Source organism: Cupriavidus sp. UBA2010, from assembly GCF_002335265.1.
Lineage (GTDB): Bacteria > Pseudomonadota > Gammaproteobacteria > Burkholderiales > Burkholderiaceae > Cupriavidus > Cupriavidus metallidurans.
Genome location: NZ_DDCI01000010.1, coordinates 294,352 through 317,572, shown reverse-complemented (window position 1 = coordinate 317,572; position 23,221 = coordinate 294,352). Strand labels below are relative to the sequence as shown.

Sequence of the window (23,221 nt, the reverse complement as noted above, 5' to 3'; positions counted from 1 at the left end):
CGTGAGGCAGCCAGAAAGATTCGTTGCTGGTCGTGTCCGATAGCCGTTCAGGTGATTGGATGGGCCGGCGCCACAAAAGAAGCTATGCTCCGCTCGCCACATCGCCTGAAGGCCGGTGCAGCGGAATCCTCGAGAGGTGCAAGATGATCGTAATCACGCTGCCAGACGGTTCCCGTCGTGAGTATCCCGGCCCCGTCACGGTGGCCGAAGTGGCGCAGAGCATTGGCTCTGGTCTGGCCAAGGCGGCGCTCGCCGGCAAGGTCGATGGCCGCATGGTCGATACGAGCTTCAGGATCGACCAGGATGCATCGCTGTCCATCGTCACGGACAAGGATGCTGATGGCGTCGACGTGATTCGTCACTCGACGGCCCACTTGCTGGCCTACGCTGTCAAGGAGTTGTATCCCGACGCGCAGGTCACGATCGGTCCGGTCATTGACAACGGCTTCTACTACGACTTCTCGTACAAGCGCCCCTTCACGCCGGAAGACCTCGCCGCCATCGAAAAGAAGATGACGGAACTCGCGCGCAAGGACGAGAAGGTGTCGCGCGAGGTGTGGAATCGCGATGAGGCGGTGGCCCTGTTCGAGTCGATGGGCGAGAAGTACAAGGCCGAGATCATTGCGTCGATTCCCGCGGATCAGGAGATCGGCCTCTATCGCGAAGGTAGCTTCGTCGACCTGTGCCGTGGCCCGCACGTACCGTCCACGGGCAAGCTCAAGGTCTTCAAGTTGATGAAGGTGGCCGGTGCCTACTGGCGCGGCGACTCCAACAACGAGATGCTCCAGCGTATCTACGGTACGGCCTGGGCGAAGAAGGAAGACCAGGACGCCTACCTGCACATGCTGGAGGAGGCTGAGAAGCGCGATCACCGTCGCCTGGGCAAGACGCTCGACCTGTTCCATCTGCAGGAAGAGGCGCCTGGCATGGTGTTCTGGCACCCGAAGGGCTGGCAGGTGTGGCAGGCCGTCGAGCAATATATGCGCGGCCGTCTGGGTCAGGCCGGCTACGAGGAAGTGCGCACGCCGCAGGTGATGGATCGTTCGCTCTGGGAGCGTTCCGGCCACTGGGACAACTATAAAGAGAACATGTTCGTCACGGAGTCGGAGAAGCGCGATTACGCGATCAAGCCGATGAACTGCCCGGGCCATGTGCAGATCTTCAACCACGGCCTGCGCTCGTACCGCGACCTGCCGCTGCGCCTTGCCGAGTTCGGTGCGTGCCATCGCAACGAGCCTTCGGGAGCGTTGCACGGACTGATGCGTGTGCGAGGTTTTGTGCAGGATGATGCGCATATCTTCTGCACGGAAGAGCAGATCGTCGAGGAGGCCAAGGCCTTCAACGAACTCGCGTTCTCGATCTATGACGACTTTGGCTTCAAGGATGTCGCGGTGAAGCTGTCGCTGCGCCCGGAAAAGCGCGCGGGCTCGGATGCGGTCTGGGATCACGCCGAGGATGGCCTGCGCCTGGCGCTGCGCGCCTGCGGCGTGGAGTGGGAAGAACTGCCCGGCGAGGGTGCTTTCTACGGCCCAAAGGTCGAGTACCACATCAAGGATGCAATCGGCCGTTCGTGGCAGTGCGGCACGCTGCAGCTCGATCTGGTGCTGCCGGAGCGTCTGGGCGCCGAGTACGTTTCCGAGGACAATTCCCGGAAGCGCCCGGTCATGCTGCACCGCGCGATCCTTGGTTCGTTCGAGCGCTTCCTGGGTATCTTGCTGGAAAACCACGCGGGTGCGCTGCCCGCCTGGCTGGCTCCGGAGCAGGTAGTGGTGATGAATATCGCCGAATCCCAGTCGGAATATGCTGAAAGCGTTGTGCAACTCTTGCAAAAACAAGGGTTTAGGGCCAAGGCGGATTTGCGTAACGAGAAAATTACGTATAAAATTCGCGAGCATTCCCTCCAGAAGATCCCTTACCTGCTGGTAATTGGCGACAAGGAGCGGGATGCCAATCAAGTGGCCGTGCGTGCCCGTGGCAACGTGGATCTGGGTGTTATGCCTGTTTCCGCGTTTGTGGAGCGTCTGCAACAGGACGTTTCCAGCAAAGCCTGAGGGTGTCGAGCACGGCTTGTTTTTTTGTCTTCTTGAGGTAACGGAACATCGCTACAGACAAAGGTCACCGTATCAACCGGGAAATCAGCGCGCCTGAGTTGCGCCTGGTAGGGGTTGATAACGAGCAGCTCGGCATCGTCAAATTCATGGACGCACTGCGCCTGGCCGAGGACAAGGACTTGGATCTCGTGGAGATCGCGCCCAACGCGACTCCGCCCGTGGCCCGCATCATGGACTACGGCAAGTTCAAGTACGAGGAAGCCAAGCGCGCCCACGAGGCCAAGCTCAAGCAGAAAATCATCCAGGTCAAGGAAGTGAAATTCCGTCCTGGCACGGATGATGGCGATTACAACGTCAAGCTGCGCAATTTGCGACGCTTCCTGGAAGAGGGCGACAAGACCAAGATCACGTTGCGCTTCCGTGGCCGTGAAATGGCCCACCAGGAAATCGGCGCGCGCGTGCTCGAGCGTCTGAAGGCTGACCTGGAGGAACTGGGTCAGGTCGAGCAGATGCCGAAGATGGAAGGTCGCCAGATGGTGATGGTGCTGGCCCCCAAGAAGAAGAAGTAATTCTTGCGCGGGCGGCGGCTGGGGTGCCATGTGCATCCCAGCGTCGTCCTGTGCGGAAACTGTGCGCGGCGCTTCGTGCGCTGCGTACAAAAACAAGTGGATACGGGTTTTGCAAGTGATGGCGTCAGCCGTCCACCTGTATGCATGTCATAGAGCTGGAGTTTTTCATGCCTAAGATGAAGACCAAGAAAAGCGCCTCCAAGCGCTTTACTGCGCGTCCGAACGGTTCGTTCAAGCGCGGCCAGGCCTTCAAGCGTCACATCCTGACCAAGAAGACCACCAAGAACAAGCGTCAACTGCGCGGCACCCAGGACGTCCATGAGACGAACCTGAAGTCCGTTCGCGCAATGATGCCTTACGCATAACCTCAAACGATAACGAAAGGAGTTTTATATGCCTCGAGTCAAGCGTGGGGTTACTGCACGGGCCCGTCACAAGAAAGTCATCGACGCTGCCAAGGGTTACCGCGGCCGTCGTAATAATGTCTATCGTATCGCCAAGCAGGCGGTCATGCGTGCTGGCCAGTACGCCTACCGCGATCGTCGCAACAAGAAGCGCGTGTTCCGCGCTCTCTGGATTGCACGTATCAACGCTGCTACGCGTGAGCATGGCATGACCTACAGCGTGTTCATGAACGGCCTGAAGAAGGCTTCGATTGAACTGGACCGCAAGGTGCTGTCGGACATGGCTATCCACGACAAGCCTGCCTTTGCCGCCATCGTCAACCAGGTGAAAGCCACCGTTGCCTGATGCCGGCTGCGGAAGCGCCTAGACCGCGCTTCCGGGCAAGCACCGACCGCAAGGTCTGCTGAAACGGGGCTCCTCACCGAGCCCCGTTTTTATTTCGAATGTCGTGTCGATCGGAGCGATCCGAGACGGCATTCGAAATAGATGCGCCGCACGCGCATTGCCGCGTGCAGTGTCAACCTTTCCACGTATTTGTCTACGTATTGCTGCCATGTCCCTGGATCTGGATCAAGTCGTCGCCGACGCCCAGGCTGCTTTCGCCGCCGCCAACGACAACGCCACGCTGGAAAACGAAAAGGCCCGCTTCCTGGGTAAGACCGGTGCGCTGACCGAGCTGCTCAAGGGCCTCGGCAAGCTGGACCCGGAAACACGCAAGACCGAAGGTGCGCGTATCAACCAGGTCAAGCAGCAGGTGGAAGCCGCGCTGCAGGCCCGCCGCCAAGCGCTGGCCGATGCGCTGATGAACGCGCGTCTGGCCGCGGAAGCCATCGACGTGACGCTGCCCGGCCGCTCTGTTGCGCGTGGCAGCGTGCATCCGGTGATGCGTACCTGGGAGCGTGTCGAGCAGATCTTCGGCTCGATCGGTTTCGACGTGGCCGACGGCCCTGAAATCGAAACCGACTGGATGAACTTCACCGCGCTGAACAACCCGGACAACCATCCGGCGCGTTCGATGCAGGATACGTTCTATGTGGACGGCCGCGACAGCGACGACAAGCTCCTGCTGCTGCGTACCCACACCAGCCCGATGCAGGTGCGTTACGCGCGCATGCACGTTGAGAAGTACGCCGGTCGCGCCATGCCGCCGATCAAGGTGATCTGCCCGGGCCGCACGTACCGCGTGGACAGCGATGCCACGCACTCGCCGATGTTCAATCAGGTGGAAGGTCTGTGGATTGGCGACAACGTGAGCTTTGCCGACCTGAAGGGCGTCTACACCGATTTCCTGCGCAAGTTCTTCGAGCGCGACGATATCCAGGTGCGCTTCCGTCCGTCGTACTTCCCGTTCACCGAGCCGTCGGCTGAAATCGACATGGCGTTCGGCAACGGCAAGTGGCTGGAAATCTCCGGCTCGGGCCAGGTGCACCCCAACGTGCTGCGCAATATGGGCCTCGATCCCGAGCGCTACATCGGCTTTGCGTTCGGCTCCGGCCTCGAGCGCCTGACGATGCTGCGCTATGGCATCAATGACCTGCGACTGTTCTTCGAAGGCGATGTGCGCTTCCTGCGCCAGTTCGCCTGATATGGCGTACCGCCCGAAGCAATAACGCAGCTCCAACGTCCCAGACAACTCAGAATACCTACCGGATCAGAAGCGCCATGCAATTCTCGGAATCCTGGCTTCGCACGTTCGCCAACCCTGAAAAGATCTCCACCGACGCGCTGTCGCACAGCCTGACCATGGCCGGGCTCGAAGTGGAAGAAGTGGGCCCCGTTGCGCCGCCGTTCACGAAGATCGTGGTGGCCCGCGTGCTGGCCACTGAACGCCATCCCAACGCCGACCGCCTGAACGTGTGCCAGGTGGATGCCGGCACCGGCGAAACGCTGCAGATCGTTTGCGGCGCGCCTAACGTCAAGCCCGGCATCGTCGTGCCGTGCGCGCTGGTCGGCGCCGTGCTGCCGCCGGGTGAAGAGGGCGGCAAGCCGTTCGAGATCAAGGTCGGCAAGCTGCGCGGCGTGGATAGCTTCGGCATGTTGTGCTCCGCACGCGAACTGAAGCTGTCCGAAGATCACGGTGGTCTGCTGGTCCTGCCGGACGACGCGCCGGTGGGTCAGGACATTCGCCAGTACCTTGATCTCGATGATCAGGTCTTCACGATCAAGCTGACGCCGAACAAGGCCGACTGCCTGTCGATCCATGGTGTTGCGCGCGAAGTGTCGGCGCTGACCGGCGCCGCGCTGACGCTGCCGGACATGTCGCCAGTAGCCGTGACGATCCAGGACAAGCTGCAGGTCAAGATCTCCTCGCCGGACCTGTGCGGCCGTTTCTCGGGCCGGGTCATCCGTGGCGTAAACGCACGCGCGGCCACGCCAGCATGGATGGTGCAGCGTCTGGAGCGCTCGGGGCAGCGCAGTATCTCGGCGCTGGTCGACATCTCGAACTACGTGATGCTCGAGCTAGGCCGTCCGTCGCATGTGTTCGATCTGGACAAGATCCACGGCGGCCTGGATGTGCGCTGGGGCCGCAAGGGCGAACAGCTCAAGCTGCTCAACGGCAATACCGTCGAGGTGGACGAGCAGGTGGGCGTGATTGCCGACGACAAGGAGATCGAGAGCCTGGCCGGCATCATGGGCGGCGACAGCACTGCCGTTTCGCTCGACACGACCAATATCTACCTGGAAGCCGCGTTCTGGTGGCCCAATGCCATCCAGGGCCGCGCGCGCCGCTACAACTTCTCGACCGATGCCGCGCATCGTTTCGAGCGTGGCGTGGACTACGCCACCACGGTCGAGCATATCGAACGCATCACCGCGCTGATTCTCGACATCTGCGGTGGTCAGGCCGGCCCGGTGGACGACCAGACCGTCAATGTGCCGCAGCGCCAGCCCGTGAAGCTGCGCGTGGCGCGTGCCGAACGCGTGCTGGGTATCGAACTGTCGTCGGCGGAGATTGCTGACGTCTTCCAGCGCCTGAACCTGTCGTTCACGCGCTCGCAAGGCGACGAAGGCGAAGTGTTCGAAGTCACGCCGCCGAGCTATCGCTTCGACATCGAGATCGAGGAAGACCTGATCGAGGAAGTCGCGCGTATCTATGGTTTCGAGCGTATCCCGGCCCGCCCGCCTGTGGCCGAAAGCGAAATGCGTCCGACCAACGAAGGCCGCCGCTCGCAACACGTGGTGCGCCACGCGCTGGCCGCGCGCGACTTCAACGAGGTGATCAATTTCGCCTTCGTGGAAGAGCAGTGGGAGCAGGACTTCGCGGACAACAACAACCCGATCCGGCTGCTGAATCCGATTGCGAGCCAACTGGCCGTGATGCGCTCCACGATGATCGGTGGTTTGCTCGACAAGGTTCGCTACAACCTTAACCGCAAGGCCTCGCGCGTGCGGCTGTTCGAGGTGGGCCGCGTGTTCCACCGCGATCCGAAGGTAGCCGACGGCGGCCTGACCGTTGCCGGCTACCATCAGCCGATGATGGCCGCCGGTATCGCCTACGGCCCGGCATTCGAGGAGCAGTGGGGCGTGGCCACGCGTCCGATCGATTTCTTCGACATCAAGGGCGATGTGGAAGCGCTGTTCCACCCGCGCGTGCCGCGCTTCGAGCCGGTGGCGCATCCCGCGCTGCACCCGGGTCGCGCCGCGCGCGTGATCGTCGACGGCAAGGCTGTCGGCGTGGTAGGTGAACTCCATCCTCGCTGGCTGCAGAAGTACGAGCTGACGCAGGCGCCGGTGCTGTTCGAACTCGAACTCGACGCGCTGCGCAATGTAGGTCTGCCGGTGTACACGGAGATCTCGAAGTTCCCGGCCGCAGTGCGCGATCTGGCTGTGGTCGTGAAGCAGTCGCTGCGTGCGCAAGACATGCTGGACGCCATGCGTGCGGCGCTGGACAAGGGCGGCTTCGGCCATTTCGTCCAGAGCCTTGTACTGTTCGACGAGTTCCGGCCGAAGGCCGCGTCGACGGCCATTGGCGCTGACGAGAAAAGCCTTGCGTTCCGCGTAACGTTGCAAGATACTGGGTCGACCCTCCAGGACGAGACAGTCGACAGTGCGGTGCGCTGCATGATCGACGCGCTGACGGCAGGCTTCGAAGCCCGCCTGCGCGCTTAAGCGAATCAGGCAGTCCACCTTCAATTGGAGCGCCCGGGCACAGCCCCCGGGCGGATCGCGGCAGATTTTACAGAGCGATCTAGGATGAACGATCGAGACACGATTTCCATGAATGCTGCAGACCTGGGCGATGCAAGCGACCGGCACGCTGCCTCCCTCGACGATGCATCGCCGGAAGCCCGTGCCGCCGAGGTGCCAACCCTGACCAAAGCCGAACTTGCAGAGATGCTGTTCGATCAGGTTGGCCTGAACAAGCGCGAATCGAAAGACATGGTCGAAGCGTTCTTCGACGTGATTCGAGAAGCGTTGGAGCGCGGTGACAGCGTCAAGCTGTCAGGCTTCGGCAACTTCCAGTTGCGCGACAAGGCGCAACGTCCCGGCCGCAACCCCAAGACGGGAGAGATCATCCCGATCACGGCGCGCCGTGTGGTGACGTTCCACGCCAGCCAAAAGCTCAAGGCACAGGTGGAGGAGCGCGCAGGTCTGGAGGCCTGACGCGCGAGGGCACATGCCGCACGGGCAGTATCGTCGCGGCAGCCACACATCTGTAACGACGCGCAACCGGGTGATTGCCCGCGGCGATTGCAGTCTGTATCCTGCAATGCCGCGCGCAGTTCGCGTCCAACCGAGCCAACCGGCTCTGGTCCACGGCCTGACATCAGACTACCCAACGCATGACGGAAAAATCCAGCGAGCGCGTCGCGCTGCCGCCGATTCCCGCAAAACGCTACTTCACCATCGGTGAGGTCAGCGAGCTCTGCGCCGTCAAGCCGCATGTGCTGCGCTACTGGGAACAAGAATTCACCCAGCTCAAGCCCGTGAAGCGACGCGGCAATCGCCGTTACTACCAGCATCACGAAGTCCTGCTGATTCGCCGGATTCGCGATCTGCTGTACGAGCAAGGTTTCACGATCAACGGCGCGCGCAACCGGCTCGACGAAGGGCGCCATCACGGCGCTGGCGTCGCGGTGGGCGCCGAGCCCAGTGAGGTTCAGGTTGCCGTCGAGGAGGCACCAGTGCTTTCTGTCGACCTGAATTCGCTGCGCAACGACCTGGTCGAAGTGCAGCACCTGCTGGCGCAATTGAAAGAGATCGCACGGCACCAATAAATTGGCTTTGAACTACTAGCCATCGTCGAATTGACGGTGATATACTCTCGCTTCTTCGGGGCGTAGCGCAGCCTGGTAGCGTACCTGCATGGGGTGCAGGTGGTCGGAGGTTCAAATCCTCTCGCCCCGACCAGAAAATAAAAGGCCTGACAGGTTTCCTGTCAGGCCTTTTGTCTTTTGGTCCCGCCGGTCGCACAAATGGCAGGTTTGGAATCTGAGGCTCCGTAGCCGGCACTCGCGTTGTGAGTTCGAGCGGCAAGAATGCGGGTAGGAACTCCTCTTTCCTTTTGTAGCGCTGTCCGAAATAAAGCACAGCACGTTGCAATCCTTCCTTACATTTCGGACATAGGTTCTGACCCGGTCATCGACTAGCCTTTCCCCATTGCATCGACACGGCAGCTTGCGCTGCCGGAGTAGGAACGGATGAACTGGCGAGACATATTTCTGATTGGTTTTGGATGGGTGGGGGCCTGCCTGGCTGCGGGCTGGTTTCTGACGATGGCGGTCAAGGTGCTGGGTTGACCCTGGCGCCATCTCTCACCGATCGCTTCAACCTCCCTTCGATACCAGCACCGCATCATTCCGATACACGTCCGGGAACATCGTTTTCAGATTACCGATCTTCGGCAGGTCATTGATGACGATATACGGATAGCTCGGATTCTTGACGAGAAAATCCTGGTGATAGTTCTCGGCCGGAAAGAACCCCTTGTAATCCTCGACGCGCGTGACGATCGGCGCGCGGTACGCTTTCGACGTGTCGAGCTGGGCGATATACGCCTCGGCAATCGAGCGTTGCACAGGCGAGCGCGGGAAGATCGCCGAGCGGTACTGCGTGCCGTGATCGGGCCCCTGATAGTTCAGTTGCGTGGGATTGTGCGCGACCGAGAAGAAGATCTGCAGCAGCTTGCCGTAGCTGATCTGGCTGGGGTCGTAGCGGATTTCGACCGACTCCGCGTGTCCGGTCGTGCCGCTGCCCACCATCTCGTATTGCGCGTTGCTGGCCGAGCCGCCGGAGTAACCGGACGTTACCCGTGTAACGCCGCGGACATGTTGGAACACGCCTTGCACGCCCCAGAAACATCCACCGGCGAACACGGCGGTCTCGGTATGGCTCGTGCCGGCTCTTTCGTCGACGGCCGGCGCGGGGATCTTCACGGCGGCCTCGGCCGAGATCGCGGGTAGTTCCCACATTGCGGCCGCCACCATCAGCATGGCCAAGCTTGCGAGCTTCAGCGTGGTGGGGCGGGTCCAGCGTTGCAGTGTCGTCATGGCATCCATGGTCAGACTCCTTGAAAGTAGCGTAGATCAGCCGAAGGTGAACGCATAGGCCTGCACGCCGGGATCGAGGAATTCGATGGCGAACGTGCGATCGGTGACGTCGCCTTGCTGGCGTACGAGTTGATACAGGCGCTGTCCGGTGACGGTCCCGCTGCCATCCGCGGCGACATCGGTGCCGTGCGATGCGCCTGGCGCCTTGCCGTCGATCGTCACGCGGAAGCGCACTGGCTTGCCGTCCGGGGCTGGGCCGAGCACCAGGTGCAGGTCGCGGGCGTGGAAGCGATAAACGATCTTCCCGCTGGCCTGTTCCAGCGTTGCCTGTTCCTCGCCAACCTTCCAGTTGCCCGCCAGGCCCCACTCATTGAGCGTGGGGCGGGCCGGCGCGGCGTATTCCTTGGATTGATCCGGCCGGGCGCCACCCGGAGACGCGAAGTTCTCGGCACGGGCGTAGCCCACATAGGTCTCCTGCGAACGCAGCGCGCTGGCATCGGCGGGCATCTCCACGCCGTGCATGGCGTTGTCCGCGGTCATTGCCACCTTCGTCACGTCCGCGTGGCCCGCTTCAGCCAGCAGTTGCCGGATCACGGCTTCCGATTTCTCGTATTCGCCTTCGCCGAAATGATGGAAGCGCACGCGCCCCTGGGCGTCGATGAAGTAATGCGCCGGCCAGTAGTTGTTGTTGAACGCGCGCCAGATCGCGTAGTTGTTGTCGATGGCCACCGGGTAGGTCACGCCGAGATCCTTCGTGGCCTTGCGGACGTTGTCGATATTGCGTTCGAACGCGAACTCGGGGGCATGGACGCCGATGACGACCAGGCCCTGATCCCGGTATTTCTCCGCCCAGGCCTTTACGTAGGGCAGCGTGCGCAGGCAGTTGATGCACGAGTACGTCCAGAAATCGACCAGCACGACCTTGCCGCGTAGCGCTTCCGCAGTCAGCGGCGGCGAGTTGAGCCATTCCACCGCGCCATTGAGGCCGGGGAACTGGCCTTCCACTGGCAGTGTGGCGGGACGGTCGACGGCTCGCATCATCATGGCTCCGCCTTCTGCTGGCACGCTGGTGGCGGCCATCATCGCGCCGCCGCTACGGTCCTTGTGTCCCAGTGCGTCGACCAGGCGCTGCTCCAGGCCGCCGGTGGCCACGGTCGAGACGCGTGTCAGGATGCCTGTGTCGAGTCCAAGCGCGATTGCCGCGACGCCGGCCAGCATCGCCACGCCGATCCCGCGACGAACCCATTCGCCAGCGTCGAGCGAACGCTTCATCGCTGCGAATACGCGTCCGCCGATCAACAGGGCCACCGCCAGCGATGTGGCAGCGCCTGCGGCGTAGGCCAGCAGCAGCAGCGTGGTGCCCAGGCTTGCGCCCTGAAGGGCGGCGCCGGTCAGCACGAGACCGAGGATCGGGCCCGCGCATGGCGCCCACAGCAGGCCGGTGGCAATGCCGAGCAGGAATGACGATGCGGGGCTGGCGGGTTTGCCGTCGGCCTGCGCGAAGTTCGACAGCCGGCTGCCCGCATTCACCAGCGGCCGCATCAGGCGTTCGGCAAGCCGGGGCAGCAGCAGCGTCAGTCCGAACACGGCCAGTAGGGCGATGGCGAGCCAGCGGCCATACTGGTTGGCTTGAGCGACCCAGCCGCCACCGACCGCGGCGAGCGTGGCCACGCCGGCGAAGGTGAGGCCCATGCCGGCCAGCAGAGGCAGGCCGCTGCGCACGAATGGTTGATCGGCGCGCGCGAACACGAACGGCAATACGGGCAGGATGCAGGGGCTCAGGATCGTGAGCGCGCCGCCCAGGTAGGAGAGGATCAGTAGCAGCATGGCAATTGGTCCGTGATGGGTCCGCGATGGGTCCGCGATGGGTCCGCGATGGGCCTGGTCAGGCGGATACGGGGCGGAACGTCATGGCTACGCCATTCATGCAGTAGCGCAGTCCCGTAGGCTTGGGGCCGTCGTCGAACACGTGGCCAAGGTGGCCGCCGCAACGGCGGCAATGCACTGCCGTGCGCGCCATGCCGAACGTGCGGTCCTCGGTGGTGCCCACCGCGTTGGCCAGCGGCGCCCAGAAGCTCGGCCAGCCAGTGCCGCTGTCGAACTTGGTCGACGACGAGAACAGGTCGAGCTGGCAGCCCGCGCACGAGAAAACGCCCTTGCGATGCTCATCATTGAGCGGGCTGCTGAACGGGCGCTCGGTGCCTTCGTGGCGCAGTACCGTGTACTGGGCCGGCGTCAGCTTCTGGCGCCACGCCTCGTCGCTCAATGTGACTTCGAAGGATTGGGCGCCGGCTCCGGCGGCGTTGGCATTGCCGGTGGCCAGCAGCCGCCAGCCGCCGACGACGGCAAGCGTAGCGGTCAGCGAGCCGCCCGAAAGCAGAAAGCGTCTGGTGATGCGCATGGTGGTCTCCGTGTTCGGGATGGGTTGAACGCATGGTAGGCAACCATCCATGGCGGAGTCCTCGCCAAACCTTAAACAATTCGTGATAACTGGACTGGCGGATTTCTGCACAATAGAGCCAGTTCAGAGCCGAGGGCCAAGCCGCCACACCATGGAACACGCCAAACGCATCCTGCTGGTCGAAGACGATGTCGGTATCGCCAACGTGCTGGCCATGCACCTGCGCGACGAGCGCTACGAGGTCGTGCATAGCGCTGATGGCGCCGAGGGGCTGCGCCTGCTGGAGCAGGGCGGTTGGGATGCGCTGGTGCTGGACCTGATGCTGCCCGGCGTGGATGGTCTCGAGATCTGCCGCCGGGCCCGGGCGATGACGCGCTACACGCCGATCATCATCACCAGCGCGCGCTCCAGCGAGGTGCATCGCATCCTGGGGCTCGAACTCGGTGCCGACGACTATCTGGCCAAGCCGTTCTCGGTGCTGGAACTGGTGGCGCGCGTCAAGGCGCTGCTGCGCCGGGTGGAGGCAATGGCGCGTGACGTACGGGCCGATGCCGGAAGTCTGGAGCTGGCCGGACTGGCCATTGATCCTCTCGCGCGGGAGGCCGCTGTCGACGGCAAGCGTCTCGACCTGACCCCACGCGAGTTCGACCTGCTGTACTACTTCGCGCGCCATCCGGACAAGGTGTTCTCACGCATGGATTTGCTCAACGCGGTGTGGGGCTACCAGCACGAGGGTTACGAGCACACGGTGAACACGCATATCAACCGGCTGCGCACCAAGATCGAGGTCGATCCGGCGCAGCCGAAGCGCATCCTGACGGTGTGGCGGCGCGGCTATCGGTTCGTGGCCGATCCGCAAGCCGACGCCACGCAGGACGAAGGGGAAGCATCGTGAACCTGTCCCTGACACAACGGCTGTCCGCCGTTTTCGCCGCGTTGTTGCTCGCCTGCTGCGGGGCCTCCGCCTGGCTGCAGGTGCGGGCCAACGCGATGCATGAGAAAGAGGTGGTCCAGGACATATCGCGCGGGCTCGCTGCATACATCGCGCGCAATGCGCTGCTGGAGGATCAGAGCGCCATCGCGCCGCAGGCATTGCGCCAGCTCTTCGGGCAGTTGATGGTCGTGAATCCGAGCGTTGAGGTTTATCTACTCGACGATCAGGGACGCATTCGCGGGCACGATGCGCCGGCGGGGCACCTGGTGCGCGATCACGTGAACCTGGCGCCGGTAAAGAAGCTGATCGACGGTGGGGCGCTGCCGATCTTTGGCGACGACCCGCGCAGCGACAGCGGGCGGAAGGTGTTCAGCGCGGCGCCGTTGCGGCAGGGCGGCTATATCTACGTGGTGCTGCAGGGCGAGGCGCATGACAAGCTGGCCGCGCTGGCATCGCGCGACGCGGTCATGCGGACCACGCTCTGGTCGATGGCGTTGGTGGCCGCGCTCGGGCTGGTGGCGGGTCTGGTGGCTTTCGGCCTGATCACGCGCCCGCTGCGACGCCTGACGATCGAGATCCGGCAGTTTGATTCGGGCGATGCCGGCGATTTGCGGGGATCAGGCATCCCGGGTGCAGGAGCTGCCGACCGGATACAAGAACCGATGCAGCGCGACGAGATCGCCGCGCTACGCACGGCGTTCCGTCAGATGGCCGACCGGATCGAGACGCAATGGCGCGCGCTCAAGCAGCAGGATCAGGAGCGGCGCGAGATGGTGGCCAATATCTCGCACGACCTGCGCACACCGCTGACGTCGCTGCACGGGTATCTGGAAACGCTCTCGCTCAAGGCGGACAAGCTCAGTGCCGAGGAACGCCAGCGCTACCTTGCCATCGCGCTGGCGCAGAGCGCCAAGGTGGGCGGGCTGGCGCAGTCGCTGTTCGAACTGGCGCGGCTCGAACACGGCATGGTCCAGGCGATGCCCGAGACATTCTCGATCGTCGACCTGACACAGGACGTGCTCGAAAAATTCGCCCTGCCGGCCGAGGCCAAGCATCTGCAATTGCGCGCCGGCGTGCCGCCTGTGCTGCCTGCCGTCGCCGCCGACCTCGGCATGATCGAGCGCGTGCTGACGAACCTGCTCGACAACGCGATTCGCCATACACCGGCGGGCGGCACTGTCGAAGTCGACCTGACCAGCCAGAATGGCAGCGTGGCGGTGACGGTCAGCGATACGGGGCCGGGGATTCCGCCGGCCTTGCGCGAGTCGTTGTTCCAGCGGCCGTTTCCGTCGGGCGGCGCGCACCGGGGCGGCGGGCTCGGCCTGCTGATCGTGCAGCGAATGCTCCAGTTGAACGGCAGTCAGGCGCGGCTGGTGGAAGGGCAGGTGGGCACTACGCTCCGGTTTGTCCTGCCTGTCGCGGGGCGCGAGAGTCGACCGGCGGCAATAGCCGACGCTGCAGCCACGCGATAAACACATCGGCATCGGCCGGCACGTCGCGGGTGGCCGGGACCGCCATCAGACCGCCGCCAAATGCGGTGAATCCATAGGGCGCCACGAGGGTGCCTGCCGCCAGTTCCGCCTGGATCAGTCGTTGCTCGATCAGCGCCACGCCCAGCCCCGACAGGGCGGCCTGGATGCACAGATGCGTGTGCGGAAACGTCAGCCCGGCGCCGGGTGCGATGTGGTGACCAGTCAGCGCTTCCCACTGGTCCCACGCGCTCGATGTGAAATCGTGCGTGATGCGCGCGCCGGTGGCCACTTCCGGCGCATAGGCGGGTGCGCAGACCGGGCCGAAGGCGACCGGCGCCAGCTGGATCGCGCGTTGTCGTTCGGCGGCGGGGTATGACGACAGGTCCCAGGCAATCACCACATCTGCGCCTTCGGTGCGGATCTCGCGCGCCGATGTCATCGAGAGCCGAATACGGATATCGGGTCGCAGCCGATAGAAGTCGACCAGTTCGGGTACCAGCCAGCGCATCGCGAAGGTTGCGCTACATGCCACGTGCAGCGTAGGCCCGCGCGCCTGATCGAGCAGACGACCGTAACCTTGTTCGAGCTGGTCCAGCGCCGTGCGTACCACCTCATAGAGCGCCTGGCCGTGCTCGTTCAGGCGCAGACCGGTCCCCTCGCGCTCGAATAGCTCCACGCCCGCGTGCTCCTGCAATTGGCGCAACTGCCGACTGACTGCGCCGTGCGTGCGAAATAGCTCTTCGGCGGCGCGGGTCACGGAGCCCGTACGGGCCGTGGCCTCGAACGCGCGCAAGGTTGACATTGGGGGCAGGGTTCGCACCGTATGCTCCTGCTGTGTGAGAAAAACTGACGAATTGAGGAAAATAACGCGATATTCAGCTTGGTGAAAGCCTTTTAGGATCGACACATCTTCATTTTTCTCACAAAAGGAGTGCGCGAATGAGCCAGGTGGCTGAGATCCGGGGACTGGAAGTGCTCGATAGTCGGGGTAATCCGACGGTGGAGGTGGAGGTCGTGCTCGACGACGGCGCGGTCGGCCGAGCCATTGTGCCGTCGGGGGCATCGACCGGCGCGCGCGAGGCTGTGGAGTTGCGCGATGCCGATCGGCGACGCTATCTGGGGCGTGGCGTGTCGCGGGCGGTTCAGGCCGTCAACACCGAGTTGCGTGAGGCACTACTCGGGCGCGATGCCGGTGACCAACCCGAGATCGACACGATCATGATCGACCTCGACGGCACCCCGGATAAGCGTCGGCTCGGCGCCAACGCGTTGCTCGGCGTGTCCCTGGCCGTGGCTCACGCGGCTGCGGTGTCGAACGGTCTGCCGCTGTTCGCCTATCTTGGCGGAGAGCGTGCTTCGTTGCTGCCCGTGCCGCTGATCAACGTGATCAATGGCGGAGCCCATGCCGACAATGCGCTCGATTTTCAGGAATTCATGATCGTGCCTGCCGGGGCACCAACCTTTACTGAGGCGGTACGTGCCGGCTCGGAAGTTTTCCATACGCTACGCGGCATGCTGAAGGCTGCCGGCTACACCACCAACGTGGGCGATGAGGGTGGCTTCGCGCCCGAATTTCACGCTGCCGAGGAGGCGTTGGACATTCTGGTCGCAGCCATCGCCAAGGCAGGCTATCGCCCCGGCGACGACGTAGCGCTGGCCATCGACCCCGCCGCCAGCGAGCTATATGTCAACGGCAGCTATGTCTATCAGGGCGAGGGCGTCGAGCGCTCGCGCGAGGAGCAGGTGGCCTATCTGGTACGCCTTGCGGACCGCTATCCGATTGTTTCGATCGAGGATGGGATGGCGGAAGACGATGCGATGGGCTGGCAATTGCTGACGCGGAAGCTCGGCAAGCGGTGCCAGCTTGTTGGCGACGACGTGTTCTGCACGCATCCGACCTTGCTGAGGCAGGGGGTGGAGCAGGGCGTGGCCAACGCCATTCTGGTCAAGGCCAACCAGATTGGTACGCTGAGCGAGATGCGCGAGACGGTTCGCGTGGCCCATGGTTACGGGTATTCGGCCGTGATGTCGCATCGCTCGGGTGAAACCGAGGATGTGACGATCGCCGACCTTGCCGTGGCGCTGCAATGCGGGCAGATCAAGACGGGGTCGATGTCGCGCGCGGATCGCACCGCCAAGTACAACCGCCTGCTGCGGATCGAGCGCGAGCTTGGGTCGCGTGCCGAGTACGCGGGCGCGTTGCTGCGGCGCCGCTAGAGCACTAGAGCACTAGAGCACTAGAGCACTAGAGCAGCGCGAAGCGTGCGGCCTGTGGCCCGATCACGGCGGGACGGCTGACCGGGTAGCGATGGTGGTCGCCGCCATCGCTGAACGACAGGTAGTCCGGCGTCCAGCGCAGCGCGTGCAGATGCCGGATCTCAACGCCATCGACGAGAATTGCGCCGCTCTGCACCGTGACGCTCGCGCAAGGCAGGCGCAGCATCTCGGCATCGTCGCCGAAGTAGTGGGCTTCCAGCAGGATCGAGGCAGGCTGATAGGCGGGCATGGCAGGGCGGCGGAGAGGTGATGGTTCGGGGATGTTTCGGAGACGTTTCGGAGATTTCCGATACTGTATGAATGTACAGTATATCCACCTTGTCCGCCCATTGCACGTGCCGGATTCTGATTTTCATGGCGGACCGCGTGCGCGACGCGGGGCTGGCTTCGACGTTGCATTGGTGTAACCTGAAACGCAACGAAGCTCCGGACATCCGTCCGCAGACGGAGGTGCCGATGTTGCAGCGCGATGCGCAGTTCACGAGCAGGATCTGCTGGTTCGCGGCGGGACTTCTGGCTGGCGCGCTGGCTGCCAGCCTGTGCGCCGCGCTAGGGATGCGCCGCGCGCGGCAGGTTGCCGATGACGATGACGCAGCCACGGCGCAGGACCCCCGCGCGATGGCGCGGGCGTCCATCTCGCCGGATAGCGGCTCAGACATGTTCGAATACCGCGGGTTTGTCGTGCACCTGTTCTGGCAGGCGCTGGGCAGGGAGCGATACAAGGCGTGGTGCGATATCTGGGAAGCCGGCGCGGTGGTACAGGAGGCGGGAGGGCCGCCTGCCACGTACCCCACGGCCGCCGAAGCTCGCATGGCGGCAGGCGCATGGGCGAGGCACTGGGTCCAGAACAACGGCTAGGCCGCCGCCGCTGGCGGGGCCGCATGTTACGATTCGCCGCAATTTCCGGAGTCGACAATGTTTTTTTGCCACAACCAGTCTTGCGGTGCGCGCTGGGCGCCCGACGAGGTGGAGATCCACAACGAGGGGCAGGGCCCGCTTTTTCGCTGCCCGCTCTGCGGCGCGCGTAACCACCTGAAGGCCAATCAAGGGCGCGATGGCGCCGTCACCTACAAGCAGATTCCGCGCGAGCATGTCGCGAAGACGCCTCCCAGCGCCGAGGCGAAGCGCGCCACGCAGCCGCGCCGCCGAAGCTGACTTCCCCTCCTAAGGGGGAGCGTGGCGGTTGCGGCTCAAGCCAGCGTGCACGGGGCCGTTAAGACAGCCATGGAAATCAGCGACCTATCCCACGATTCCGCTTCTAACGCCGAGGTCATCGGCTGGGCGGCCGCATCGCCGCAAGTCATCGCGCGTGTGCTCAATACCGCGCTCGCGGCGCAGGACCTGTCGGGCTTTGCAGCTCTGCTGTCCGACATTGCGCGCGATCGCGGGCTCAAGGGTGCGCGCGGCACGCACCAGTCGATCTACGACATGCCCTACGCCAGCCTGCTGCCACGGCAGAAGCATCTGCTGGCGGACGCGTTCGACCTGTTCCTGCGACTCGGCCTGGAGTTTCGCGCGCGGGGCGGCGAACCGGATGACCTTTCCGATGACGACGACCTGGCGCCGCTGCGCGACATGGACGATGACGACGTCATCGATGACGAGGACCGTCACGCCTGAACCCACTGGTGGCAGCCGGATTCAGGCGCGTTCGAGCAAGCCAATCTCCCTGACCGCGACGGACAGCATCGACAAGGCCGCCACGCCTGAAACGCCCGAGGCGCGTTGGTCGGCCAGCATCTGGGCATAGCGGTCCAGCGCCGCCTGACGGGTGCCGCGCCAGCCCTCGATGAGCGCCTGCGGGTCGTCCGTGTCGCGCGACTGGCCTAGCACGCTCGTCGTCAACGCACGCTTGAGCCGGCCCAGGTCGTCGAGCGTGGTCGTGCGTGCCAGCAGATCCCAGTGCGTCTCCGCGGGCAGAGACAACGCGCGCTCGCGCAGCCATCCGAAGTTGAGTTCGGTGTCCAGGGCGAAGTAGACCCCCGCCACGGCGCCAAGGCTGCGGCCACATGTTCCAGAGACTTCCGCGATGTCGAGCGCTGCCGCCGCGATATCGCTGGCCGCCACACGTAGCGCCAGATCTTCGTCGACGCCGGCCTCGGTCAGGGCCATGGCGCGTTCGGCCATGGCCTGCGATGGCTCGGGCGGCAGCAGCGTCGGCAATTGCGGCGTGAGCCAATGCGCCGCATCGACGAACCTGGTCGCGCCTGGCTCCACCGTACCGCCCGCGCGCAGATAGCGGATGAACCAGAGCGTGGCGCGTTCGAGCAGCCGCGCCAGATCGCCGAACATGCGCGCCTGCACAGCGTCCTCGACGCGATTGTCGAGCGCGTCGATCCGTTCCCAGAGCCCGGTAAGCCCGAACACATCGCGGGCCAGCAGACAGGCGCGCACGATGTCCGCGGGCCGCGCGTCGGTTTCCTCCATCTGGTGATGGACGAACGTGGCGCCGACGCGGTTCACCAGCATGTTGGTCAGGTGCGTGGCCAGGATCTCGCGCCGCAGCGGATGGCGCTGCATGGCTTCCGCGTAGCGCTGGCGTAGCGGCTGCGGGAAGTAGTCGGCCAGCAGCCCAGCCACGAGCACATCCTCGGGGATATCGGACGCAAGCAGTTCGTCGTAGAGCCACATCTTGCTGTAGGCCAGCAGCACCGCGCGTTCGGGCGATGTCAGCCCGGCGCCCAGCGCCTTGCGTTCGGTGATGTCCTCGTCCGTGGGCAGAAACTCGAGTGGCCGGTTGAGACGGCCCGCACGTTCCAGCCAGCGGATCAGTCGCGCTTCGGCATCGACCAGCACCGGCGCCACGCGGCCCGCGACCGAGAGCGCCTGGGTCTGGAAGTAGTTGTCCTGCAGCACCAGCAGGCCGACTTCGTCGGTCATCTCAGCCAGCAGCTTGTTGCGTTGCTTCTCGGTCATCTCGCCATCGGCCACTACGATGCCAAGCAGGATCTTGATATTGACCTCGTGGTCGGAGCAGTCGACGCCGGCGGAATTGTCGATGGCATCCGTATTGATACGGCCGCCGTGGCGGGCAAACTCGATACGCCCGAGCTGGGTGAAACCGAGGTTGCCGCCTTCGCCCACCACCTTGCAGCGCAGTTCGTTGCCGTTGACACGTACCGGATCGTTGGCGCGATCGCCGGCTTGCTGGTGGGTTTCGGTACTCGCCTTGACGTAGGTACCGATGCCGCCGTTGTAGAGCAAATCCACAGGGGCCATCAGGATCGCGTGGATCAGTTCGGCCGGAGGCAGCGATGCCGCCGTGATGCCGAGCACCGCCTGTACCTGCGGCGAGAGCGCGATCGTCTTGGCCGTGCGTGGATAGATGCCGCCACCCGCGGAAATCAGCGTGGCGTCGTAATCGGCCCAGCTCGAACGCGGCAGATCGAACATGCGCGCGCGCTCGGCCAGGCTCTTCGCACAGTCCGGATCCGGGTCGAGGAAGATATGTCGATGGTCGAACGCGGCCACGAGCTTGATGTGGGGAGACAGCAGCATGCCATTGCCGAACACGTCGCCAGACATGTCGCCAACGCCGACCACCGTGAATGGTGTGGCCTGGATATCGGTGCCCATCTCGCGAAAGTGCCGCTTGACGCTTTCCCATGCGCCGCGCGCGGTGATGCCCATCTTCTTGTGGTCGTAGCCAACCGATCCACCGGAGGCGAAGGCGTCGTCGAGCCAGAAACCGTATTCGGCCGAGATGGCATTCGCATAGTCCGAGAACGTGGCTGTGCCCTTGTCGGCCGCCACCACGAGGTATGGGTCCGAATCGTCATGACGCACCACCTCGGGTGGTGGCACGAGGTTGCCGGAGACAAGGTTGTCGGTCAGGTCGAGCAGGCCGCGCAGGAACGTCTGGTAGCAGGCCACGCCTTCGGCGAGGAAGGCATCGCGATCGGTGGGCGGCGGCGGCCGCTTGACGACGAAGCCGCCCTTCGAGCCGACCGGCACGATGACCGTGTTCTTGACCATCTGCGCTTTCATCAGGCCCAGCACCTCGGTGCGGAAATCCTCGCGCCGGTCCGACCATCGCAGACCGCCACGCGCCACGCGTCCGCCGCGCAGGTGCACGCCTTCCACCCGTGGCGAGTAGACCCAGATCTCGAACATCGGTCGCGGCTCGGGCAGCCCCTGTACCAGCGCCGGATTGAGCTTGAACGAAATGTAAGGGCGTGGATGGCCGTCCGCGCCGTGATGGAAGTAATTGGTGCGCACGGTTGCGCTGATCACGTTGAGGAACAGCCGCAGGATGCGATCCTCGTCGAGATTCGGCACCTGGTCGAGCGCGGATTCGATATCGGCCAGCAGCTTGCGGCAGCGGGCATCGTCGGGTGCGCCGGCGGCGGCAACGGCCGGGTCGAAGCGGGCGACGAACAGCGAGACCAGCATCGCCGCGATACGCGGGTTTGCCGCCAGCGCTTGTTCGATGTAGGCGTTGCTGAACGTGGAGCCCACCTGGCGCAGGTACTTGGCGTAGGCGCGCAGGATCGTCACGTCGCGCGCGGCGAGGCCTGCCCGCAGCACCAACCGGTTGAAGTCGTCGTTCTCGATCTCGCCATTCCAGGCGCGTCCGAAAGCGTCTTCGAACAGCGGCTTGGCGCGCTCGATCTCGATATCGACCGGCTGGCCCTCATGGTCGGCGGCGATCTCCAGGCCGAAGTCGTGAATCCATATCGGGTCGCCGGCGTCGGGTTCGATCAGATAGGGACGTTCCTCGTCGACGCGCACGCCCAGGTGTTCGAGCATGGGCAGGCTTGCCGACAGCGCAATCGGCAGGCCGGCGCGGAATACCTTGAAGCGAAACGCGCCGGGGGCCGCTTCGATCGGGCGATACAGGTTCATGGCCAGGCCGTTCGGATGCTGGCGCGCGTGCTCCATCAGTTCGATATCGCGCACGGCGGTACGAGCGGGATAGTCCTCGCGATAGCCAGCCGGGAACGAGTCGCCATAGCGGCGCAGCAACCTGTTGCCGTGCTCCTCTCCACGGGTCTCGTGCAGCGCGGCGGACAGGTCGTCCTGCCAGCGGCGCGTGGCCTGCACGATCCGCTCTTCGAGCTCGCGCGTATCGGCCTCCGGCATCGTGCCTGGCTGCCCGCGCACCGTGATCTGGATACGTGCCAGCGGGGACTCGGACAGCAACGGCGTGAATTCGCAGCCCGTGCCGTTGAACGCCTGCATCAGCAACTTCTGGATGCGCTGGCGCAGGTCGGTGTTGTACTTGTCGCGCGGGACGAACACCAGGCAGGAGATGAAACGGTCGAAGCGGTCGCGCCGAACGAACAGGCGCGTGCGCTGGTGTTCCTGCAGTCGCAGGATGCCGAGCGTGATGTCGAACAGCTCGTTTTCGTCGGCCTGGAACATGTCGTCGCGTGGGTACTGTTCCAGGATGGTGATCAGGGACTTGTACAGATGGCCCTTGGTCAGGAAGCCGGCGCGCGACAGGATGTTGGCGCACTTGCGGCGTACCAGCGGGATCTCGCTGGTGCTGACCATGTAGGCCGTGGACGTGTACAGGCCTACGAAACGGCGTTCGCCGAACAGCTTGCCGTTAGCGTCGAGCAGCTTGACCCCGACGTAGTCGAGGTAGCCGGGTCGATGCACCGTGGCGCGTGAATTGGCCTTGGTCAGGAAGATCGGCGTGGCGCCCTCGATGACACTGCGGGCGGCCGCGGGCAGGGACGTGAGGTCCTCGGCCGCGGGGTCGCGCAGAGCCTCGCGCAGAATGCCCGCGCCGGTGCCGGGCACGCCGCGCAGCCAGAACTGGCCATCGCGCGAGATCAGTTCGTAATCGCGATGCCCGAGGAACGTGAAGTGGTCGTCCAGCATCCATTCCAGGAACGAGCGTGCTTCCACCGACTCCGGCGTGGCGGCATCGGGGGCCTGGGCCATGCTGCCGATCGTGTCGCGCGCAATCTGTTGCATGCGCGGCCAGTCTTCCACGGCGGCGCGCACATCGCCGAGGATGCGCGCGATGGCATTGCGCAAGGCTTCGAGTTGCGTGGCCTCGCCTGTGCGGTCGACTTCGAAATGGATGAACGATTCAAGCCGGCAGTTGGTGGCACCCATTTCGCCGCCACCAAGGCCGATGCTCTCGATGCCGCCGCGCGCGTCGCGGCAGACGCGAAAAACCGGATGAATGGCCGAGTGCAGCGTCAGTCCGTGCCGGTTGATCTCCGTGGTGACCGAATCGACCAGGAACGGCATGTCGTCGTTGACGATCTCGACAATGGAGTGGTCCGAGTGCCAGCCGTGTTCCTCGAGATTCGGGTTGTAGACGCGCAATCGGGCGGTGCCCGGCACGAACTTCTGCGCCGTCTGCCAGTGCGCCATGACGGCGCCGTAAAGATCGGCCACGTTGCGTGCGAGCAGGTCCTCGCCATCGGCCAGGTCGTAGTAGTGCCGCAGCAGGGGTTCGACAATCCCGAACGTCGCAGCCGGCAGCCGTTCTTGCGCGAACGCGACCAATTCATCCAGCAACTGCGCAACCTTTTCTTCGTTTTCCGGGGGCATGGTGTCTCCTCGGCGGCGTGCCGGTGCATGATCACACTGTAGGAAAGAATTGCCTTGCCCGGGTGACAAAACAGAAACGCCCCGCGCGGGGCGGGGCGTCATGGCTGC

The 23,221-nt window shown here is 64.0% G+C and carries 20 protein-coding genes and 1 tRNA gene; 15 read left to right on the top strand and 6 right to left on the bottom strand.

Features of this window, described 5'->3' with window-relative positions:
* Positions 1–143 precede the first annotated feature (143 nt).
* The 9 genes from thrS to B2246_RS06920 all read left to right on the top strand — a co-directional run bounded on the left by thrS (position 144) and on the right by B2246_RS06920 (position 8,377).
* The gene (gene thrS / locus B2246_RS06960; RefSeq protein WP_035881872.1) at positions 144–2,051 is read left to right on the top strand and encodes a threonine--tRNA ligase; all 1,908 of its coding nucleotides are present in this window, start codon (positions 144–146) and stop codon (positions 2,049–2,051) included.
* Between the two features lie 47 nt (positions 2,052–2,098).
* Positions 2,099–2,620 carry a translation initiation factor IF-3 gene (gene infC / locus B2246_RS06955; protein WP_080672715.1) on the top strand — a complete coding sequence of 174 codons (522 nt, stop codon included), beginning with the start codon at positions 2,099–2,101 and terminating at the stop codon, positions 2,618–2,620.
* A 167-nt stretch (positions 2,621–2,787) separates the two neighbouring features.
* Positions 2,788–2,985 (top strand): 50S ribosomal protein L35, encoded by a 198-nt coding sequence (gene rpmI, locus B2246_RS06950; RefSeq protein WP_006575466.1) that lies wholly within the window; start codon positions 2,788–2,790, stop codon positions 2,983–2,985.
* Between the two features lie 28 nt (positions 2,986–3,013).
* Positions 3,014–3,370, top strand: coding sequence for a 50S ribosomal protein L20 (gene rplT / locus B2246_RS06945; protein ID WP_008650487.1), 357 nt, complete (start codon positions 3,014–3,016; stop codon positions 3,368–3,370).
* A 208-nt stretch (positions 3,371–3,578) separates the two neighbouring features.
* Positions 3,579–4,610 (top strand): phenylalanine--tRNA ligase subunit alpha, encoded by a 1,032-nt coding sequence (gene pheS, locus B2246_RS06940; RefSeq protein ID WP_008650479.1) that lies wholly within the window; start codon positions 3,579–3,581, stop codon positions 4,608–4,610.
* Positions 4,611–4,687: 77 nt separating this feature from the next.
* Positions 4,688–7,135: a phenylalanine--tRNA ligase subunit beta gene (gene pheT / locus B2246_RS06935; RefSeq protein WP_008650477.1), complete on the top strand. Its 2,448-nt coding sequence runs from the start codon at positions 4,688–4,690 to the stop codon at positions 7,133–7,135.
* Positions 7,136–7,219: 84 nt separating this feature from the next.
* Positions 7,220–7,630, top strand: coding sequence for an integration host factor subunit alpha (locus B2246_RS06930; protein WP_008650476.1), 411 nt, complete (start codon positions 7,220–7,222; stop codon positions 7,628–7,630).
* Between the two features lie 179 nt (positions 7,631–7,809).
* Positions 7,810–8,244, top strand: a complete 435-nt coding sequence (locus B2246_RS06925; RefSeq protein WP_008650473.1) for a MerR family transcriptional regulator — start codon at positions 7,810–7,812, stop codon at positions 8,242–8,244.
* A 56-nt stretch (positions 8,245–8,300) separates the two neighbouring features.
* Positions 8,301–8,377: transfer RNA gene (locus tag B2246_RS06920), tRNA-Pro, on the top strand.
* Between the two features lie 416 nt (positions 8,378–8,793).
* On the opposite strand, the gene msrA is transcribed toward B2246_RS06920, so the two are convergent.
* From msrA to msrB, 3 genes are read right to left on the bottom strand one after another with little or no spacing between them, the layout of a single operon-like run.
* A complete protein-coding gene (gene msrA / locus B2246_RS06915) occupies positions 8,794–9,525 on the bottom strand; it encodes a peptide-methionine (S)-S-oxide reductase MsrA (protein WP_186425284.1) in 732 nt (243 codons plus the stop codon).
* A 27-nt stretch (positions 9,526–9,552) separates the two neighbouring features.
* A complete protein-coding gene (locus tag B2246_RS06910) occupies positions 9,553–11,343 on the bottom strand; it encodes a cytochrome c biogenesis protein DipZ (protein ID WP_286880911.1) in 1,791 nt (596 codons plus the stop codon).
* 58 nt (positions 11,344–11,401) lie between these two features.
* Complete coding sequence (msrB, locus tag B2246_RS06905; protein ID WP_008650467.1) at positions 11,402–11,917, bottom strand: peptide-methionine (R)-S-oxide reductase MsrB; 516 nt, start codon at positions 11,915–11,917, stop codon at positions 11,402–11,404.
* Positions 11,918–12,068: 151 nt separating this feature from the next.
* On the opposite strand from msrB, the gene B2246_RS06900 reads away from it, so the two are divergent.
* Entirely contained in the window at positions 12,069–12,812 is a 744-nt protein-coding gene (locus B2246_RS06900; protein WP_286880909.1) for a response regulator transcription factor, read from the top strand.
* Positions 12,809–14,323: a sensor histidine kinase gene (locus B2246_RS06895; RefSeq protein WP_286880907.1), complete on the top strand. Its 1,515-nt coding sequence runs from the start codon at positions 12,809–12,811 to the stop codon at positions 14,321–14,323. Before B2246_RS06900 ends, B2246_RS06895 begins: the two co-directional genes overlap by 4 nt.
* Here B2246_RS06895 and B2246_RS06890 read toward each other — a convergent pair.
* A complete protein-coding gene (locus B2246_RS06890) occupies positions 14,244–15,143 on the bottom strand; it encodes a LysR substrate-binding domain-containing protein (RefSeq protein ID WP_411860064.1) in 900 nt (299 codons plus the stop codon). The two genes, B2246_RS06895 and B2246_RS06890, sit on opposite strands and share 80 nt — an antisense overlap.
* Positions 15,144–15,262: 119 nt before the next feature.
* Here B2246_RS06890 and eno point away from each other — a divergent pair, with 119 nt between their 5' ends.
* On the top strand, positions 15,263–16,540 hold the full coding sequence (eno, locus tag B2246_RS06885) for a phosphopyruvate hydratase (protein ID WP_286880905.1): 1,278 nt from the start codon (positions 15,263–15,265) through the stop codon (positions 16,538–16,540).
* 28 nt (positions 16,541–16,568) lie between these two features.
* Here eno and B2246_RS06880 read toward each other — a convergent pair whose 3' ends face one another.
* Complete coding sequence (locus B2246_RS06880; protein WP_008650459.1) at positions 16,569–16,829, bottom strand: hypothetical protein; 261 nt, start codon at positions 16,827–16,829, stop codon at positions 16,569–16,571.
* Positions 16,830–16,954: 125 nt separating this feature from the next.
* Between B2246_RS06880 and B2246_RS06875 the strand changes: the two genes are divergently transcribed.
* The 3 genes from B2246_RS06875 to B2246_RS06865 all read left to right on the top strand — a co-directional run bounded on the left by B2246_RS06875 (position 16,955) and on the right by B2246_RS06865 (position 18,220).
* Entirely contained in the window at positions 16,955–17,458 is a 504-nt protein-coding gene (locus B2246_RS06875) for a hypothetical protein (RefSeq protein ID WP_008650457.1), read from the top strand.
* Between the two features lie 57 nt (positions 17,459–17,515).
* Positions 17,516–17,755, top strand: coding sequence for a hypothetical protein (locus B2246_RS06870; RefSeq protein ID WP_008650455.1), 240 nt, complete (start codon positions 17,516–17,518; stop codon positions 17,753–17,755).
* A gap of 69 nt (positions 17,756–17,824) precedes the next feature.
* Entirely contained in the window at positions 17,825–18,220 is a 396-nt protein-coding gene (locus tag B2246_RS06865; RefSeq protein WP_008650454.1) for a hypothetical protein, read from the top strand.
* A 21-nt stretch (positions 18,221–18,241) separates the two neighbouring features.
* On the opposite strand, the gene B2246_RS06860 is transcribed toward B2246_RS06865, so the two are convergent.
* On the bottom strand, positions 18,242–23,113 hold the full coding sequence (locus B2246_RS06860; protein WP_286880900.1) for an NAD-glutamate dehydrogenase: 4,872 nt from the start codon (positions 23,111–23,113) through the stop codon (positions 18,242–18,244).
* Positions 23,114–23,221 lie beyond the last annotated feature (108 nt).

Coding starts and splice junctions, on each gene's coding strand:
- B2246_RS06875 (WP_008650457.1), top strand. CDS start 16,955: ATGGCGGACCGCGTGCGCGACGCGGGGCTGGCTTCGACGTTGCATTGG.
- pheS (WP_008650479.1), top strand. CDS start 3,579: ATGTCCCTGGATCTGGATCAAGTCGTCGCCGACGCCCAGGCTGCTTTC.
- B2246_RS06900 (WP_286880909.1), top strand. CDS start 12,069: ATGGAACACGCCAAACGCATCCTGCTGGTCGAAGACGATGTCGGTATC.
- thrS (WP_035881872.1), top strand. CDS start 144: ATGATCGTAATCACGCTGCCAGACGGTTCCCGTCGTGAGTATCCCGGC.
- B2246_RS06930 (WP_008650476.1), top strand. CDS start 7,220: ATGAACGATCGAGACACGATTTCCATGAATGCTGCAGACCTGGGCGAT.
- B2246_RS06870 (WP_008650455.1), top strand. CDS start 17,516: ATGTTTTTTTGCCACAACCAGTCTTGCGGTGCGCGCTGGGCGCCCGAC.
- rplT (WP_008650487.1), top strand. CDS start 3,014: ATGCCTCGAGTCAAGCGTGGGGTTACTGCACGGGCCCGTCACAAGAAA.
- B2246_RS06880 (WP_008650459.1), bottom strand. CDS start 16,829: ATGCCCGCCTATCAGCCTGCCTCGATCCTGCTGGAAGCCCACTACTTC.
- B2246_RS06925 (WP_008650473.1), top strand. CDS start 7,810: ATGACGGAAAAATCCAGCGAGCGCGTCGCGCTGCCGCCGATTCCCGCA.
- B2246_RS06865 (WP_008650454.1), top strand. CDS start 17,825: ATGGAAATCAGCGACCTATCCCACGATTCCGCTTCTAACGCCGAGGTC.
- B2246_RS06910 (WP_286880911.1), bottom strand. CDS start 11,343: ATGCTGCTACTGATCCTCTCCTACCTGGGCGGCGCGCTCACGATCCTG.
- rpmI (WP_006575466.1), top strand. CDS start 2,788: ATGCCTAAGATGAAGACCAAGAAAAGCGCCTCCAAGCGCTTTACTGCG.
- pheT (WP_008650477.1), top strand. CDS start 4,688: ATGCAATTCTCGGAATCCTGGCTTCGCACGTTCGCCAACCCTGAAAAG.
- msrA (WP_186425284.1), bottom strand. CDS start 9,525: ATGGATGCCATGACGACACTGCAACGCTGGACCCGCCCCACCACGCTG.
- eno (WP_286880905.1), top strand. CDS start 15,263: ATGAGCCAGGTGGCTGAGATCCGGGGACTGGAAGTGCTCGATAGTCGG.
- B2246_RS06860 (WP_286880900.1), bottom strand. CDS start 23,113: ATGCCCCCGGAAAACGAAGAAAAGGTTGCGCAGTTGCTGGATGAATTG.
- msrB (WP_008650467.1), bottom strand. CDS start 11,917: ATGCGCATCACCAGACGCTTTCTGCTTTCGGGCGGCTCGCTGACCGCT.